This window comes from Oerskovia gallyi (assembly GCF_014836745.1).
Lineage (GTDB): Bacteria > Actinomycetota > Actinomycetes > Actinomycetales > Cellulomonadaceae > Oerskovia > Oerskovia paurometabola.
The window spans coordinates 150,184-166,774 of the sequence record NZ_JACSQE010000006.1 but is presented as its reverse complement, the minus strand read 5'-3'; the positions used below and the strand labels follow the sequence as shown (position 1 = coordinate 166,774).

Annotated in this window: 14 protein-coding genes; 11 read left to right on the top strand and 3 right to left on the bottom strand. The window is 70.6% G+C overall.

The annotated features are described in order from the left end of the window. Nucleotides 1-39: 39 nt before the first annotated feature. The 10 genes from H9640_RS09270 (at nucleotide 40) to H9640_RS09225 (ending at nucleotide 10,955) form a co-directional block, all read left to right on the top strand. On the top strand, nucleotides 40-639 hold the full coding sequence (locus tag H9640_RS09270) for a CDP-alcohol phosphatidyltransferase family protein (protein WP_191790430.1): 600 nt from the start codon (nucleotides 40-42) through the stop codon (nucleotides 637-639). Then, nucleotides 636-1,637: a DUF881 domain-containing protein gene (locus H9640_RS09265; RefSeq protein WP_191790429.1), complete on the top strand. Its 1,002-nt coding sequence runs from the start codon at nucleotides 636-638 to the stop codon at nucleotides 1,635-1,637. The genes H9640_RS09270 and H9640_RS09265 overlap by 4 nt, the downstream gene beginning before the upstream one ends. Further along, nucleotides 1,634-1,966: a small basic family protein gene (locus H9640_RS09260; protein WP_030151349.1), complete on the top strand. Its 333-nt coding sequence runs from the start codon at nucleotides 1,634-1,636 to the stop codon at nucleotides 1,964-1,966. Before H9640_RS09265 ends, H9640_RS09260 begins: the two co-directional genes overlap by 4 nt. An 8-nt stretch (nucleotides 1,967-1,974) precedes the next feature. After that, nucleotides 1,975-3,276, top strand: a complete 1,302-nt coding sequence (locus H9640_RS09255) for a DUF881 domain-containing protein (protein WP_191790428.1) — start codon at nucleotides 1,975-1,977, stop codon at nucleotides 3,274-3,276. 182 nt (nucleotides 3,277-3,458) lie between these two features. Further along, nucleotides 3,459-3,950, top strand: a complete 492-nt coding sequence (locus tag H9640_RS09250; protein WP_191790427.1) for an FHA domain-containing protein — start codon at nucleotides 3,459-3,461, stop codon at nucleotides 3,948-3,950. Beyond that, nucleotides 3,947-4,756, top strand: coding sequence for a transcriptional regulator FtsR (ftsR, locus tag H9640_RS09245; protein ID WP_307824093.1), 810 nt, complete (start codon nucleotides 3,947-3,949; stop codon nucleotides 4,754-4,756). Before H9640_RS09250 ends, ftsR begins: the two co-directional genes overlap by 4 nt. A 106-nt stretch (nucleotides 4,757-4,862) precedes the next feature. After that, entirely contained in the window at nucleotides 4,863-5,381 is a 519-nt protein-coding gene (locus H9640_RS09240; RefSeq protein ID WP_372440726.1) for a bifunctional nuclease family protein, read from the top strand. A gap of 257 nt (nucleotides 5,382-5,638) precedes the next feature. Beyond that, nucleotides 5,639-6,229 (top strand): MerR family transcriptional regulator, encoded by a 591-nt coding sequence (locus H9640_RS09235; protein ID WP_191790426.1) that lies wholly within the window; start codon nucleotides 5,639-5,641, stop codon nucleotides 6,227-6,229. A gap of 274 nt (nucleotides 6,230-6,503) precedes the next feature. Beyond that, nucleotides 6,504-9,902: a pyruvate carboxylase gene (locus H9640_RS09230; protein ID WP_191790514.1), complete on the top strand. Its 3,399-nt coding sequence runs from the start codon at nucleotides 6,504-6,506 to the stop codon at nucleotides 9,900-9,902. A gap of 213 nt (nucleotides 9,903-10,115) precedes the next feature. Beyond that, nucleotides 10,116-10,955 carry an MBL fold metallo-hydrolase gene (locus H9640_RS09225; RefSeq protein WP_191790425.1) on the top strand — a complete coding sequence of 280 codons (840 nt, stop codon included), beginning with the start codon at nucleotides 10,116-10,118 and terminating at the stop codon, nucleotides 10,953-10,955. Between the two features lie 18 nt (nucleotides 10,956-10,973). On the opposite strand, the gene H9640_RS09220 is transcribed toward H9640_RS09225, so the two are convergent. From H9640_RS09220 to H9640_RS09210, 3 genes are all read right to left on the bottom strand, one after another. Continuing rightward, nucleotides 10,974-12,227 (bottom strand): phospholipase D-like domain-containing protein, encoded by a 1,254-nt coding sequence (locus H9640_RS09220; protein WP_307824092.1) that lies wholly within the window; start codon nucleotides 12,225-12,227, stop codon nucleotides 10,974-10,976. Between the two features lie 81 nt (nucleotides 12,228-12,308). Then, nucleotides 12,309-13,448, bottom strand: coding sequence for a tyrosine-type recombinase/integrase (locus H9640_RS09215; protein ID WP_191790424.1), 1,140 nt, complete (start codon nucleotides 13,446-13,448; stop codon nucleotides 12,309-12,311). Between the two features lie 1,294 nt (nucleotides 13,449-14,742). Next, complete coding sequence (locus tag H9640_RS09210; protein ID WP_191790423.1) at nucleotides 14,743-15,189, bottom strand: iron chaperone; 447 nt, start codon at nucleotides 15,187-15,189, stop codon at nucleotides 14,743-14,745. Between the two features lie 374 nt (nucleotides 15,190-15,563). On the opposite strand from H9640_RS09210, the gene H9640_RS09205 reads away from it, so the two are divergent. Beyond that, nucleotides 15,564-16,514, top strand: coding sequence for a patatin-like phospholipase family protein (locus H9640_RS09205; protein WP_191790422.1), 951 nt, complete (start codon nucleotides 15,564-15,566; stop codon nucleotides 16,512-16,514). Nucleotides 16,515-16,591: the final 77 nt, after the last annotated feature.

Sequence of the window (16,591 nt, the reverse complement as noted above, 5' to 3'; positions counted from 1 at the left end):
GGACACAGCACAGGACGCACGGAGCAACGGACGGTGGGCGTGGCAGCAGATCAAGAGGTCAGCTCACGCATCCTCACGATCCCCAACACCATCAGCCTCCTCCGGCTCGCCCTCGTCCCCGTGTTCGCGGTCCTCATCGTCCGCGGCAACGACGAGTGGGCGCTGGCGGTCCTCGCGATCTCCGGCGCCTCGGACTGGCTCGACGGCGTGCTCGCCCGACGCCTCGACCAGGTCACCAAGCTCGGACAGATGCTCGATCCCGCAGCCGATCGGCTCTTCATCCTGGTCACCCTCGTCGGTCTCGCCTGGAGAGACGTCGTGCCCCTCTGGGTGCTGGTCGTCATCCTGGCGCGCGACGTGACGCTCCTGTGCCTCCTGCCCGTCCTCACGCGGCACGGCTACGGCCCCCTGCCCGTGAGCTTCGTCGGCAAGGCGGCCACCTTCGCCCTCCTCTACGCCTTCCCGCTGCTGCTGCTCGCAGAAGCGCCCGGCGCCCTCGGGGCGACCGCCTCGATCATCGGCTGGGCCTTCACCGGCTGGGGCGTCGGGCTCTACTGGCTCGCGGGCATCCAGTACATCCGGCAGACCCGGCAGCTCGTCGCACCCCGCACCGACCCCCAGGAGACGGCCGCAGGATGACCCACGCCCCGCGCAACGACGCGTCCTCCTCCCGACACGGGAAGCCTGCGCTCGACGCGTCCATGACGCTCCTCACCGAGGTCATGGACCGGCCTCTCGACGCCGGCTACGCCGAGGCTGCCGCGCGCCGCGCCGCGGGGGACGAACCGCCGCGCAAGACCCGCACCTGGGTGCTCGTCGCAGCGCTCGCCGTCCTGCTGGGATTCGTGACGGCCGCGGCGACGATCGACCTGCGCGCCCCGCAGGGCGCCGCGATCGAGGCACGACGGGTGCTCGAGAAGGAGATCCTGAACCGGCGCGAGGAGGTGGACGCGCTCTCCGCCCAGGCCACTGCCCTGAGCGAGGAGATCGAGACCCTGCAGACCGACGCGCTCGCCGACGTCGACCCGGCGTTGCTGGAGACCCTCCAGATCGACGGCGTCGCCAACGGCTCGATCGCGGTCACCGGGCCGGGGCTCGTGATCACGCTCAACGACGCCGCGGAGGGCGTGGGCGCCGACGACCAGTCGCTCAACAAGAAGGTGCAGGACGGTGACCTCCAGCGCGTGGTCAACGCCCTGTGGGCCTCTGGCGCCGAGGCCATCGCGATCAACGGGCAGCGCCTCACGCCGCTCAGCGCCGTCCGCAGCGCGGGCGAGGCGATCCTCGTGGACCTCCAACCCCTGATCGCCCCGTACCGGGTCGAGGCGATCGGCGACCCGGCGACGCTCGAGACCGAGTTCGCCCGGTCGTCCGCCCCGGGGTACCTCAGCACCATCAGCTCCACGTGGGGGATCCAGTACAGCCGGATCGCCCAGAGCAAGCTCTCGTTGCCGGGAAACGGGATCCAACGACTCTTCTACGCGCACGCCGTAGACTCCACGGCAGCCACAGGTGACGAGCCTGGGGCGCCGACCGGGCAGGACGGCGAGTCGACGGGGGAGACGAAGAGCCCCGCGTCGTCGACCGGTCCCACCGGAGCCGACAGTTCACACGCAGGGCAGGAGAGCACGGAATGATCGCAGTCGTCGGACTGGTCCTCGGAGTCGTGGCGGGGCTCGTGCTCCAACCCACCGTCCCCGTGGCCCTTCAGCCCTACCTGCCCATCGCGGTCGTCGCGGCGCTCGACGCGCTCTTCGGTGGCTTGCGCGCCATGCTCGACGGGCTCTTCAACGACAAGGTCTTCCTCGTCTCGTTCCTCTCGAACGTGGTCGTCGCGGCACTCATCGTCTTCCTCGGCGACCAGCTCGGTGTGGGAACCCAGCTCTCGACGGGCGTCGTCGTGGTCCTCGGCATCCGCATCTTCTCCAACGCCGCTGCCATCCGTCGGCACCTGTTCAAGGCGTAGGTGACGCGATGACGACGAGCTCCGCCCCCGAGGACAACGACTCCGTGAACCCCGACGCCCCCTCGACCCCCGCGACCTCCGCGGCTCCGCAGGACGCGGCCGCCCCGAGGGCTGCCGTGCCTGGGGGACCGGTCGTGCCTGGGGGACCGGTCGTGCGTCCCGAGGGGGACGCCGCGGTACCGGCCGACCCGACGGCCGACGAGGAGGAGAGCGCCGCGGTGGTGCCGTCCGAGCCCGACGCAGCGGAGACCGCCGTCGAGCACGTCGTGGACGAGGTGCCCATCGCACCGCCGGCCGGTCCGGCGACCGCCCCTCCCGTCGCGGAGCGGGACGACGTCGCTCCCGTGACCGACGACCCGGTGACCGTGCAGGGCGAGCAGGTGGCGGAGGGGACGGAGCCCCTGGACGAGGCTCCGGCGGCACAGAGCGCGCCCGACGGGCACGCAGTCCTCGGCGAGGCAGCTCCCGTCTCCCGGGCCGAACCCCTCGCGTCCAGCCCGCCCGCGAGCCCGGATCGCCCGCACGGGCGTCACGAGGCGGAAGACGTCGCTCCAGCCTCCTCGGCGCCGAAGGGCACCGAGTCGCCCGCCGGGTGGTCGAAGCTCGGTCGGGCCATGCGACCGCAGGTCACCCGCTCCCAGCTCCTCGCCGGCCTGCTGTGCGCACTGCTCGGGTTCGCACTGGCTGTCCAGGTGAGCCAGACGCAGGAGCAGCAGCTCTCGTCCCTGCGTCAGAGCGACCTGGTCCGACTCCTGGACGACGTGACGCAGCGCGCGAACGCGCTCGAGACGCGCGTCGAGGGGCTCCAGGACACCCGCGACGAGCTGAGCTCCGGGTCCGGGCAGCAGCGGGCCGCCCTCGAGCTCGCCCAGAGACAGTCCGAGACGCAGGGAATCCTCTCGGGGCGCCTCCCCGCGGAGGGGCCGGGGATCACGTTGACGATCACCGAGACCGACGAGCGGATCCCTGCGCACAAGCTCTTCAACATTCTCGAGGAGCTGCGCAACGCGGGAGTCGAGGTCGTGGAGGTCAACGGCATCCGCCTGGTCACGAGCAGCTACTTCGAGGAGACGAGCCGGGGGATGGTGGTCGACGGCCAGAAGATCGCCTCGCCCTACCAGTGGAAGGCCATCGGCGACCCGTCGACGCTCGAGACCGCCCTCGAGATTCCTGGCGGTGCGATGTCCTCGGTGCGCAACGAGGGCGCCAGCCCGAAGATCACCCAGGAGGACCTCGTCACCATCTCGTCCACCCGCGAGCCGGAGACCCCGGAGTTCGCGACGCCCGTGCCTGCCGAGGGTGGGAACTGACCCTCTGGGCCGCGTGACGTGGGCGGATACTTTTCTCGGACCCGCCTGGCGGGGTAGGTTGGACGGGTTGGACGGGTATTGACCGCATCCCTGATGCTCGCAGGATGGAGCGCGGGAGCATGTAGTACCTTTCCGCCCAAGGCATTTTGCGCTGAATGCGTCACAACTCCCGAGGAGGCGAGATGACCACTCCAGGTGAATCTGCGGAGCCACGCCGGGGAGGTAGCGACACGACGGTCACGTTCGGCCGGATCGAGCTGCCGCTCGAGGAAGGGACGCAGCCCGGTGGCCTCTCCGCCGAAGAGCAGGCCGCGATCTCCGCGCTGCCCCGGCACTCTGCGCTGCTCGTCATGCAGCGCGGCCCCTCGGTCGGGTCACGTTTCCTCCTCGACGCCGAGCGGACGGTCGCCGGGCGGAGCGAGCACGCGGACATCTTCCTCGACGACGTCACGGTCTCGCGCAAGCACGCGGAGTTCGTCCGCGACGACGACAAGTTCGTGGTGCGCGACATCGGGTCGCTCAACGGTACCTACGTCAACCGCAACCGGGTCGACGCGGTGGCTCTCGTCACCGGCGACGAGGTGCAGATCGGCAAGTACCGACTCACCTTCTTCACCAGCCCTGTCCTCGGCCAGCCCGTGGGGTCGGCGGAAGGCGCGGCAGAGCACCCGTGAACCGGCCGGCACGCTCCCCCTGGGGACACGAGAACCGGTTCGACGGCAGCAGCGCGCTGACCCCCCGACCGGCCGACGAGGGCGACGTCGAGCAGCCTGGCGAGCCATGGCCGCAGGGCATCTCGCGGCGCGCCTCGATGCGCATCTCGGACGTCCTGCGCGCCTTGCGCACGGAGTTCCCCGGCGTGAGCCACTCGAAGCTCCGGTTCCTCGAGGAGCAGGGGCTCATCGACCCCGAGAGGACGCCGTCGGGCTACCGGCAGTACAGCCCCGCTGACGTCGAGAGGTTGCGCTACGTCCTGCTCGAGCAGCGCGACAGGTATCTCCCCCTCAAGGTCATCAAGGAGAACCTTGCCGCGCTCGACGCCGGCGAGGTCGTGGAGAACCCTGCCCTGCGCCTGGCGGCGAGCGACGGCGAGACGGAGACGACGGCGGCTCGCCAGAGGTACACCGTCGGTTCGCTGGCGACCACGGTGGGGGTGGACGTCTCCCTGGTCGAGGGGCTGATCTCTGCAGGCGTCCTGCGCCAGGCTCCCGGTGGGCAGCTCGACGCATGGTCCCTCGAGGTCGTCCAGCTCGCGGCGGCGCTCGGAGAGTACGGGATCGAACCGCGTCACCTCCGGCTGCTCCGGACGTCGGCGGACCGCCACGTCGGACTGGTCGAGCAGGTCGTGGCACCGTGGCGCAGCCAGCAGTCCTCGTCGGCGCGTGCGCACGCCGGGGCCCTCGCGGGCGAGGTCGGCGAGCTCTTCGCCAAGCTCCACACGGTCTGGCTGCGCCAGGGCGTGGGAGACCTCACGAACTGAGCCGCACCGGTGCGGCGCTGGTCCGACGGGCGCTCCTGGAGCGAGGTTCAGGGCCGCAGGTGCTCCTCCCACTGACGGACGGCGCGTGCCGTCGTACGGTGGACGGGTGAGCAACGAGGTGCCGATGGTCCCGGTGGAGGTACTCGGCGTGCGCCAGCAGCAGGGCGCCGGGCAGGAGATCGTCGTGCTGCTCCTGGATCCCGCGGCGGAGCTGGTGGTGCCGATCATCATCGGCCCGCGCGAGGCGAGTGCGATCGCGATGGCACAGGCGCACCTGACCGCCCCGCGGCCCATGACCCACGACCTGCTCCGTGACGTCCTCGAGGCGGTGCAGGTCGGTCTGCTGCGGGTCGAGATCGTGGCGCTGGACGACGGCATCTTCTTCGCGGAGATGGTCCTCAGCACGGGGGTCCGGGTGGACGCGAGGGCGTCGGACGCGATCGCGGTCGCCGTGCGCACCGAGAGCCCGGTCATGTGCTCCGCGGAGATCGTCGCGCTCGCCGGGGTGGAGATCGTCGACCCGGAGCAGCAGCGAGAGGTCGCCGAGTTCCGCGACTTCCTCGAGCACGTTTCACCCGAGGACTTCGGACCTTCCGAACGAGGTGAGGAGCCGGGGGACCGATAGCTGCCGAACGTTCACCCAGAGGTGCTGGCGACAATTCGGCAAAACGGACGAACCTTCGATCATTCAGGGAGACAAGAGGGGTATTTCGGGTAAAGTCGGACAGGCGATCTCCGGCGCAGCGCGTCCGGTCCTCACCGTCTGGCGCGTGGCCGCGGTGACAGGGGACCTGCGCGACACGCTCGGTTCTCAAGGCCTCGGTCGTTGACGCTCCCCGACCCCGGGCCTAGCGTGGAGTCCACATCATCCTTGGAGGCACAGTGAACAGCAGCGGCAGAGCTGGAGCGGAGCCAGGGGCTCCTGCTTCCCACGCGGCCCAGGGCCTGCTGTTCGGCGAGGACATCACCGAGCACGACACGACCACCGGATATCGCGGCCCCACGGCGTGCCGCGTCGCCGGCATCACCTATCGGCAGCTGGACTACTGGGCCCGTACCGGCCTGGTCGAGCCGACGGTCCGGTCGGCCTCCGGCTCGGGGACGCACCGGCTCTACGGCTTCCGGGACATCCTCGTCCTCAAGATCGTCAAGCGACTCCTCGACACCGGGGTGTCGCTGCAGCAGATCCGCACCGCGGTCGAGCACCTGCGCGAACGCGGCGTGAACGACCTCGCACAGATCACGCTCATGAGCGACGGTGCGAGCGTGTACGAGTGCACGTCTGCGGACGAGGTCGTCGACCTGGTCCAGGGTGGCCAGGGAGTCTTCGGCATCGCGGTGGGGCGCGTCTGGCGTGAGGTCGAGGGAACGCTGAGCGACATGCCGGCCGAGTCCCTGGGGGATGACGAGACGCCGGGCGTACCCACCGAGGACGAGCTCGAGCTCCGCCGTCGGGCACGCAGCGCAGGCTGAAGCCCTCCGACGCACCTCACGCCGCCGAGGCGTGAGCCAGGACCCCGCCCCGGCGGGGTCTTCCTCTGTCCGGGCCGAGGCCGACCGGCTCGTGGCGAGGAGCACTTTTTTGCCCTCTCGTCCGGTTCCGGTGCCGTCCCGCGGCGGCGGCCGTGCGAAGATCACCTCTGGACGTCCCCGGCTCGCGCCGGTGCGACGCCCGTGACGAGCGGGTGCGCGGACCTCTTCTCGCGGTGGTCCGGAGCCCGACCCACGATGACGGATGGGGTACTTGGTGTTCTCGAAGGTTCTGGTCGCCAACCGCGCGGAGATCGCGGTTCGGGCGTTTCGCGCGGCGTACGAGCTCGGCTCCCGGACGGTGGCCGTCTTCCCCTACGAGGATCGGAACTCCGAGCACCGCCTGAAGGCCGACGAGGCGTACAGGATCGGCGAAGAGGGACACCCGGTCCGCGCCTACCTCGACATCGAGGAGATCGTGCGCGTCGCCAAGGACGCCGGCGCGGACGCGATCTACCCCGGCTACGGCTTCCTGTCGGAGAACCCCGACCTCGCGCGGGCCTGCCAGCAGGCGGGCATCGCGTTCGTCGGACCGCCGCCCGAGGTCCTCGAGCTCGCGGGCAACAAGGTGCGCGCGCTCAAGGCCGCCAAGGAGGCGGGCATCCCCGTCCTGGCGTCGAGCGAGCCCTCGGCGGACATCGACGAGCTCATCGCGGCCGCGGACGAGATCGGGTTCCCCATCTTCGCCAAGGCCGTCGCGGGTGGCGGCGGTCGCGGAATGCGCCGCGTCGACCGACGCGAGGACCTGCCCGAGGCCCTGGCGGCCGCGATGCGGGAGGCCGACGGCGCGTTCGGCGACCCGACCATGTTCCTCGAGCAGGCCGTGCTGCGCCCGCGTCACATCGAGGTGCAGATCCTCGCCGACGGCCAGGGCAACGTCGTCCACCTGTACGAGCGCGACTGCTCGGTCCAGCGGCGCCACCAGAAGGTGATCGAGATCGCCCCGGCGCCGAACCTGGACCCGGCGATCCGTGACGCCCTGTGCGCCGACGCCGTGAAGTTCGCGCGGTCGATCGGGTACCAGAACGCCGGCACGGTCGAGTTCCTCCTCGACACCGTGGGGGAGCGGGCCGGCCAGCACGTGTTCATCGAGATGAACCCGCGCATCCAGGTCGAGCACACGGTCACCGAGGAGGTCACCGACATCGACCTCGTGTCGTCGCAGATGCGCATCGCGGCGGGGGAGTCCCTGGAGGACCTGGGCATCCGTCAGGAGGACGTCCACGTCAACGGCGCGGCGCTCCAGTCCCGCATCACGACCGAGGACCCTTCGAACGGGTTCCGGCCCGACACGGGCCGCATCGTGGCCTACCGTTCGCCCGGCGGCGCCGGTGTCCGCCTCGACGGGGCGACCGCTACCGCCGGGTCGGAGATCTCGGGCCACTTCGACTCGATGCTCGTCAAGCTGACGTGCCGTGGTCGTGACTACCCGACGGCGGTGCGACGTGCCCGGCGCGCCCTGGCGGAGTTCCGCATCCGTGGCATCCGCACGAACATCCCCTTCCTGCAGGCGGTCCTCTCGGACGCCGAGTTCATCGCGGGAAACCTGTCGACGTCGTTCATCGACGAGCGCCCCGAGCTGCTCGCCGCACGCGAGAGCGCCGACCGTGGCACCCGGCTCCTGAGCTACCTGGGAGACGTGACCGTCAACCGGCCGAACGGGCCGGGCACGGGCGCGATCGACCCGGTGGCGAAGCTCCCCGCCCTGGACCTGTCCGTGGCCCCGGTGCCCGGGAGCAGGCAGCAGCTGCTCGAGCTGGGACCTGAGGGTTTCGCCCGTGCGCTGCGTGCGGAGACCGCGGTCAAGGTCACCGACACCACGTTCCGCGACGCCCACCAGTCCCTGCTGGCCACCCGGGTCCGCACGCACGACCTGCTCGCCGTCGCCCCCTACGTCGCTCGACTGACCCCGCAGCTGCTGTCGGTCGAGGCCTGGGGCGGCGCGACGTACGACGTCGCGCTCCGTTTCCTCGGTGAGGACCCGTGGGCTCGCCTCGCGGCGCTGCGTGCGGCCATGCCGAACGTGGCGCTCCAGATGCTGCTGCGCGGCCGCAACACGGTGGGGTACACGCCGTACCCCACCGAGGTCACCGAGGCGTTCGTCCGCGAGGCCGCGGCGACGGGTGTCGACATCTTCCGGATCTTCGACGCGCTCAACGACGTCGAGCAGATGCGCCCGGCGATCGACGCCGTGCGGGCGACCGGCACCGCGGTGGCCGAGGTCGCGCTGTGCTATACGGGCAACCTGCTCGACCCGGCCGAGAGCCTCTACACGCTCGACTACTACCTCGAGCTCGCCGAGCGCATCGTCGACGCCGGCGCCCACGTGCTCGCCATCAAGGACATGGCAGGCCTCCTGCGTCCCGCTGCCGCGGCACGCCTGGTCTCGGCGCTGCGCGAGCGGTTCGACCTGCCCGTCCACCTGCACACGCACGACACGTCGGGCGGACAGATGGCCACGCTCATGGCTGCCGTCGCCGCGGGTGTCGACGCGGTCGACGTCGCGAGCGCCGCGATGGCGGGCACCACGAGCCAGCCCTCGATGTCTGCGCTCGTCGCAGGCCTCGAGCACACCGACCGCGACACGGGTCTGTCGCTGCGCGCGGTGTGCGACCTGGAACCGTACTGGGAGGCCGTGCGTCGCCTGTACGCGCCGTTCGAGTCCGGGCTCTCGAGCCCCACGGGCCGCGTCTACGAGCACGAGATCCCAGGCGGTCAGCTCTCCAACCTCCGCCAGCAGGCCATCGCGCTCGGCCTGGGGGACCGGTTCGAGCAGATCGAGGCCACCTACGCCGCCGCCGACCGCATCCTCGGTCGCCTCGTGAAGGTGACGCCGTCCTCGAAGGTCGTGGGCGACCTGGCGCTGCAGCTCGTGGCCCGTGGAGCGGACCCGGCGGACTTCGCCGAGAACCCCCAGGACTACGACATCCCCGACTCGGTCATCGCGTTCCTGGGTGGAGAGCTCGGGGACCCGCCCGGTGGTTGGCCCGAGCCCTTCCGTAGCAAGGCTCTCGCAGGTCGCGTCGTGCGCACGCCCGTGACGCCCCTCAGCGACGAGGACCAGGCGGACCTCGACGGCGACTCGGCCGCTCGCCGCAACCGCCTCAACCACCTGCTGTTCGCCGGTCCCACCAAGGACTACGAGACGACGCGCGCAGCGTTCGGCGACGTGTCCGTCCTGGGCACGCAGGCCTACCTGTACGGCCTCACGCCCGGCGAGGAGGTCGAGGTCTCGCTCGAGCGCGGTGTCAAGCTCCTCGTGGGCCTCGAGGCCGTCGGCGTCCCCGACGAGCGCGGCATGCGCACCGTCATGTTCACCCTCAACGGCCAGCTGCGTCCGCTCCAGGTGCGTGACCGTTCGATCGAGGTCGACGCGTCGCTCGCCGAGAAGGCCGACCCTGCCGCGCCGGGTCAGATCGCGGCGCCGTTCGCCGGTGCGGTGACACCCGTCGTGCACGAGGGTGACGTCGTCGAGGCGGGGCAGACGGTCGCGACGGTCGAGGCCATGAAGATGGAGGCCGCGATCACGACCCCCGTGGGCGGGACCGTGCAGCGCGTGGCGATCGGCGCTGTCCAGCAGCTCGAGGGCGGGGACCTGGTGCTCGTCGTCGTGTGACGACGAGCCCGGGCGACGGCCTGGAGCACAGGGGCCAGCGGGCCGGGTGGAAGCAGTGCGCTTCCCCCGGCCCGCTGGCGTCGGCGGGGTGGGCCCCCGTCATCGCGGTGTCGAGGGGGAGCGCCTACCTCCTGCTCGCCCTCTGACCCGGCGCGACGGCCCGCCGCGCGGCACACTGGAACCAGCCCCCAGCCACTCCACCGAAGGCGACAGATGCGCATCACGTTCCACGGACACTCCTGCGTCGCGCTCGAGCACGCGGCGACCATGCTGACCTTCGATCCCGGGACCTTCGCGGACACTGCCGCGGCGCTGGCCGACCCTGGGACGCTGCTCGTGACGCACGCGCACCCCGACCACCTCGACGTCGACGCCGTCCGGGCCGCGCTGGCGGCCCACCCCGAGCTGCGCGTCGTCGGGCCGGAGGCCGCGTTCGACCGGTTGGGGGAGACGCCCGACGGCGACCGGTTACAGGTGGTCGAACCGGGAGACGTCCTGACCATCGGGTCGTTCTCGGTGCTGGTCGGAGGAGGGCAGCACGCGCTCATCCACCCGGACGTGCCACGGGTCGCCAACGTCACCTACCTGGTGTCGGCCGGCGGGGTACGTGCCTACCACCCGGGCGACTCGTTCAGCCCGCCCCTGACGGACGACCGTCTCGACGTCCTGCTCGCGCCGGTGTCCGCGCCGTGGATGAAGATCGCTGAGGGCATCGACTTCGTCCGGTCGCTCGACCCGTGGGTCATGATCCCCATCCACGACGCGATCCTGTCGGCCCCGGGCCTCGGCCTAGTCCACCGGTTGTTCGGCGAGGGGCGCACGGGCGGTACCTACGACTACCACCCGCTCGAGGTGGGCGGGCATCTCGACGTCACCCCGAGAGGCGAGGAGCAGACCATGACCGACGAGACCGTGCCGTACCGCGACCCGGAGGCGGTCGCCGACGCGATCCTGCGCGAGCACCCCGAGTTCGACGAGGTGCCCACCATAGAGGTCGACGAGACCGTCCCGCCTCGCCCCGAGGAGGAGGTCGCGGACGCCACGCGGGAGTAGGTGCTGGGGGCGGCGGGCCTACAGCAGCGGGCGCAGCGGCGTGAGCGCGACCTCGCCGAGCTTGGCGGCGAGCGACCTCCCGGACCACTCGTCGAGCGTGAGCTCGCGGCAGTTGCTGAGATCGACGTCGTAGACCTTCTCCATCTGCGCCGCGATGCCGGCATCGACGATCTCGAGGTTGACCTCGTAGTTCCCGGTGAGGCTGAGACGGTCGATGTTGGCCGTGCCGATCGTCGTCCAGCGGCCGTCGATCGTCGCCGTCTTCGCGTGGACCATGGCGTCCTTGTAGAGCCAGATGGTCACGCCGCCGCGCAGCAGGGTCGTGTACAGGCCCTTGGAGAGCCAGTCCGCCACGACGTGGTTCGAGCGCTCGGGGACCAGGACACGGACGTCGACGCCGCGCTGCGCCGCCATGAGCAGGGCGTCGAGGATCTCACGGTCGGGGATGAAGTACGCCTGCGTGATGTAGATGTGGTCCGACGCGCGGTCGATCGCGTCCAGGTAGATGCCGCGGATCGGGAAGACCAGGTGGGCGGGGGCGTTGCGGGCCGCGCGGAGCTCGGGCAGCCACAGCCGCGACCCCGGGTCCTCGAGGCGCGGCTGGCCCGGCTTGCGGTTCGAGTTCCAGAAGTCGACGAACGCGTTGCGCAGCTCCCAGGTGGACGGCCCCGCGAGCCGGATGTGGGTGTCACGCCACTGCGTCGCGTACATGGCGCCGATGTTGTACCCGCCGACGAACCCGATCTCGTCGTCGACGACCAGGATCTTGCGGTGGTCACGGCCGGACTTGCGGACGTTGAGCACCAGGACGCCCGGGCGGAAGACCGGGTAGCGGATCACGTGGATCGGGGCCGGGAACGTCAGGAACTCGCGGGGGACGACGAGGTTCGCGAAGCCGTCGTAGATCACGAAGACCTCGACGCCGCGCTCGGTCGCCTCGACGAGCGCGTCCTTGAACTCCTTGCCGAGCTCGTCGCCCTTCCAGATGTACGTCTCGAGCATGATGCGACGCTTGGCCCCGCGGATGGCGGCGAGCATCTCGCGGTAGAGGTCGTCGCCGTAGGTGAAGATCGTCGTCGACGTCTCGCCGACGCTTCCCTCGGCGGGGGCGGAGCGGGGGAACTTGCTGGGGTCTGTGACACGTCGCTTGCGGATGGCGTCGGCGATCACCAGCCCGGTCGCGACGGTCACGGGGACCGCGACCGCGAGCACTGCTGCGCGGGCCATGACCGATCGAGCGAGCTGGACGGGAGAGGTCTTCGAGGGGCGCACCTGCTCACCGTAGCCTCAGGTCGCCGTGAGCACCTGGAGAAATGGGGTGACTTTGGCCGTTGCGGTCACTGCGTCTCCGCGTCACGGCTTGGTGGCGGCGTTTTCTCCTCCTATGTCCGTTTCGGGGAGTCCTTCGCTGCCCATCTCCGCAGGCAGTCCGGTCGACAGAGGGTGCGACCTGATCGCGGCCGCGAGCTCACCCTCGATCCGGTCGAGATAGACGCCCGTCGTGGCGATCGACGCGTGCCCCAGGAGCTCGGCGATGACCTTCACGTCCCAGCCCTGAGCCACGAGGAGTGTGGCGGTCGTGTGCCGCAGGGCATGAGGGGTGGCGGCCCGACGGTACTCCTCGGGCATGCGAGCGACGCACCGGTTGAGGAGCGCACGGATCGCCTGGGCGTCGATACGCCGGCCCCGCCAGGTGAGCAGGAGGGCGCGGGCGGCGTCGGCGTCACCCGGCCTGCGCGCCAGGAGAGAGGGGCGGAGCGTCGCGAGGTACTCGTCGAGCGCCCGCGCGAGGGGCTCGGACAGGCTGACGGTCCGCACCGTGCCGCCCTTGCCCTTGATCCGCCACCGGGTCTGGTCGGGTTCGCGGACGAAGTCGTCGACGTCCGCACGGGCGACCTCCGAGACCCGGGGGCCGAGGATGAGCAGGAGCGCGATGATGAGGCGGTCCCGCAGTGCGAGGTCGTGGTCAGGACGAGGACGTGCGGCGCCGCTCGTCTCGACCGGGACGTCCGTCGGTCGCGGCTTGGTGCTCGCGGTCACGAGGAGCGCCTGTGCGGCCGTGGCGGACAGCGCGGTGCGGGCGACGCGCAGGCCGCCACGGAGCCGGGCCGGGGGAGCGGCCCACTGCATCGGGTCGGCCTGGACCCACCCGTCGCGGGCCGCGTGCGTGAAGAACCGGGAGATCGACTGCCGGAACCTGTTGACGGTCGCCGCCGAACGACCCGGGCCGTCGGGCTTGGTACGCGGGTCCGTGTATCGCCCGTCCGGGGTGATCTGGTAGCGGAGGAGGAAGTCGTCGATGTCGGCGCCCGTGATGTCGTCGAGGACGGTCTCGGCGCCCGCGAGGGAGGAGAACTCCCGCAGGTCGCGCTCGTAGTTGCGCTGGGTGGTGGGGGAGAGGACGCCACGGAGCGTCTCCGCCGAGACGGAGGAGAGGTACGTGGCGACCGCCTCGGCGACGGTGACGCGGCGAAGGCGGGGAGGGGCGACCACCGAACAGCTCCTGGGGGACGGGACGAGACCGGACATCCGGAGCATAGGGGGCGCCACTGACAGCCGCGGGAGGGATCGAGTTCACGGCGTCTCACCACGCTGTTGTGCTAAACACAATGGTTTGTCGCGTATGTCCCAATTGAAGGAGCATACTGCAGCGCAGCATCATCGCGGAAGAGGTCGCCCCACGCGCCCTCAGGTGCCCGACTGCGCCACGACGGCTCCCTGATCGTTGCTCCCCGGTGGCGGCGAACCTCTGGGCGCCGGGCCTGGAGGGGGACCGGTCGCGAAGCGGGGCCAACCACCAGCGATACACCCACCACGGTGCCGCGACGACGGCGACGACCGCCGTGAGGACGAGTGTCAGCGCCGTAACAGCGAGCACGGTTGCCAGGAGCGTCGCCATGAGGATGCAGCGTGCCGCGCGGCCGACGACCGAGGCGCCAGAGCCGCTCACAGGAGTTCTGGGCGAACCGAAGGTTCCTGCAGGACCTACGGGACGCGTGGCCACGAACGGCCCTGAGCTCATTCTCGACTCCAGGTCTCGGTGGGCTCCAGGTCGACGCCCTTGCGATGGAGGGAGCACGCGCCCGCCTCGCGTGATGCAGCGCCGGCGAGGCCGGCACCTTCCTGGGGTGACGTGACGCCTGCGAGCCTGCGCGAGATCAGTCGCTCCTGACGGGGCGTCTGCGGCCGAGAGGGGTGTGGCCAGATCGTCATAATGACATAATGTACATTATCGGCGTAGCGTCGAACGGGCCGAGAGGGGCTCGGAGCGCACCTGCGCTGTGTGCTGGTCACCCACGAAATGCAGCTCCGTCGCCGGCTCCACCGCACAGCGTGCTGCGAGCTCGAGGGTCTCGTGGACGACGCGACCGGCCGCTCCGTGCTGTGGGATGTCCGACGAACGCAGCTCGTCGATCAGCTGCTCCATCTCCGACGACGTCGGTACGAGATCTCCGTACGGGTCGACCTTCGCGAGCACCGGCCGTCCGCTCGCCGCGCACCGCCGGACGAGCTCGCCGTCGTCGTCGCAGGCCGCGGCCTAGGTCGTCCGGGCCCTGTGGCGCGAGCTCGTTCCACGCTGCGACACGGCGACCAGGAGGATGTCGAGAGGCATGCGTGCCATCCTGCCAGCATGCCCGGTGTGCGTTCGGCGAACCCGGGCGAGTCCCGCCCGCCACTCCCCCGGACTTGCGGCCTGTTGACAGCATCGTTGCAGGTCAGAGGGTATTTCTGGCCCTCCGACCGGCAACGACGCTCTCGGCGTGGTGCTCGTTCCTGCTCGTTCCGCTCAGCCCGCCGCCCTCTTGACGAGGTCCGCGATCGTCGTCTCGTTCTCCGCTGTCAGCTCCGTGAGCGCGAATGCGACAGGCCACAGGGTGCCGTCGTCGAGCTGTGCCACGTCGTTGAATCCGAAGGTCGGGTAGCGCGCGCCGAACTTCTCCGCAGGCTGGAAGAAGCAGAGGATCTTGCCGTCCTTGGCCCAGCCGGGCATCCCGTACCAGGTCTTCGGTGCCAGCGAGGGTGCGTGCTCGGCGACGAGCTCGTGGATCCGCGAGGCCATGGAGCGGTCCGGTTCCGAGAGCTCCGCGATCTTCTCGAGCTGGGCCTTCTCCGCGTCGGCCCGGTTCGCGGACGCCTTGAGCTCCTTGGCGCGCTCCTTCATCGCCGCGCGCTCCTCGGCCGAGAAGCCTTCGTAGGCCTTGCCGGTCTTGGTCGACTTCGTGGTGCCGGTCATCGCGATTCCCCTTCGTGGAGTGTCTGCCGTCAGGTTCGACGCTACTGAGGGACGCGGGCGTGCGCTTCTCCAGATCTGCTCGATCCCGGCCGGGGTGACGCAGCGACCGATTCTCCGTGCGGGGAGATTCCCGTCCTCGGATTTCTCCGAGCGATTCGAGGAACGCAGAAGAATGTCACCGAGGAATCCGGGGCAAGATCCCTTGGTCGCGTGCGGAGGTGTCGTGCTAGCGTCGCAGTGATCGTGAACCGTCGAGGAGGTGAGACCCGTGAACGCAGCATCCGTACCGGGCGCTCCCCCGCAGCCCACGATCGCGCGACTGCGATAGTCGCCACCGGGAGCGCTCGCCAGACACTTCGCGAAAGGCGACTCCCATGAACACCTCACCCTCTTCTTCCTCGCACTCCCCCGCGACGTCCGCCCCTGGCCTGCCGGGGCGCGTTGTCGGCGAACGAGCCCTGGTCCTCGGTGGTGGCGGTTCGACCGGCAACGCCTGGCTGATCGGCGTCGTCGCCGGTCTGTTCGAAGCCGGCGTGGACGTGACCGCCCCCGACCTGACCGTCGGGACGTCGGCCGGCTCGACCGCCGCTGCCCAGCTGTCGGGCGCGACCCCAGCCGACCTGCTGGCCGCCGTCCTTGCCGCCGCCCCTCCGGAGCGACGCGCTCCGGGAGGAGCCGACCGGGACAGGGGCTCGAACAGGCAGGTCGTCGACCACCTCGAGCGGATGCGCGCCCTCATCGCCTCGGCACATGACCCGGCTGACCTGCGGAAACGAGTCGGTGGCGCAGCGCTCGCGCGGGAGGCGACGTCGGACGGTTCCTGGCAGGACCGGTGGCGGACCACGGTCGCGTCACGACTGCCCGGTCAGGACTGGCCGCTGCGACGGGTCCTGCTCACGGCCGTCGACGCCGAGACCGGCGACCCGGTCGTCTTCGACCGCGACAGCGGGATCGACCTGGTGGACGCCGTCGCGGCGAGCTGTTCGAGCGGCCTCCCCTACCAGATCGCCGGCCGCCGGTACATCGACGGCGGCTACCGGCGCAACGAGAACGCCGACCTCGCCGAGGGGTACGGGCGGGTGCTCGTGCTGTCGCCCTTCGGTGGTCGGTCACTCACCCCGCCAACCTGGGGCCTGCAGCTGGCTGCGCAGGCCGACGAGCTCCGCGCCGGTGGCAGCGAGGTCGTGACGATCGTCCCGGACGAAGGCTCCGAGCACCTGTTCGGTGCCGACGCGATGGATGTCTCGCTCCGCCCGACGGCCGCTCGAACCGGGTACGAGCAGGGCCTTAATCTGGGCGATCGACTGACCGCGTTCTGGGGCTGAAACCTCGACGACAATTCCGCTCTCCGGGTACGTGGTGCTTTTCGCGCCACGCGTCCGGAATGCGCAAGCACGTCAAC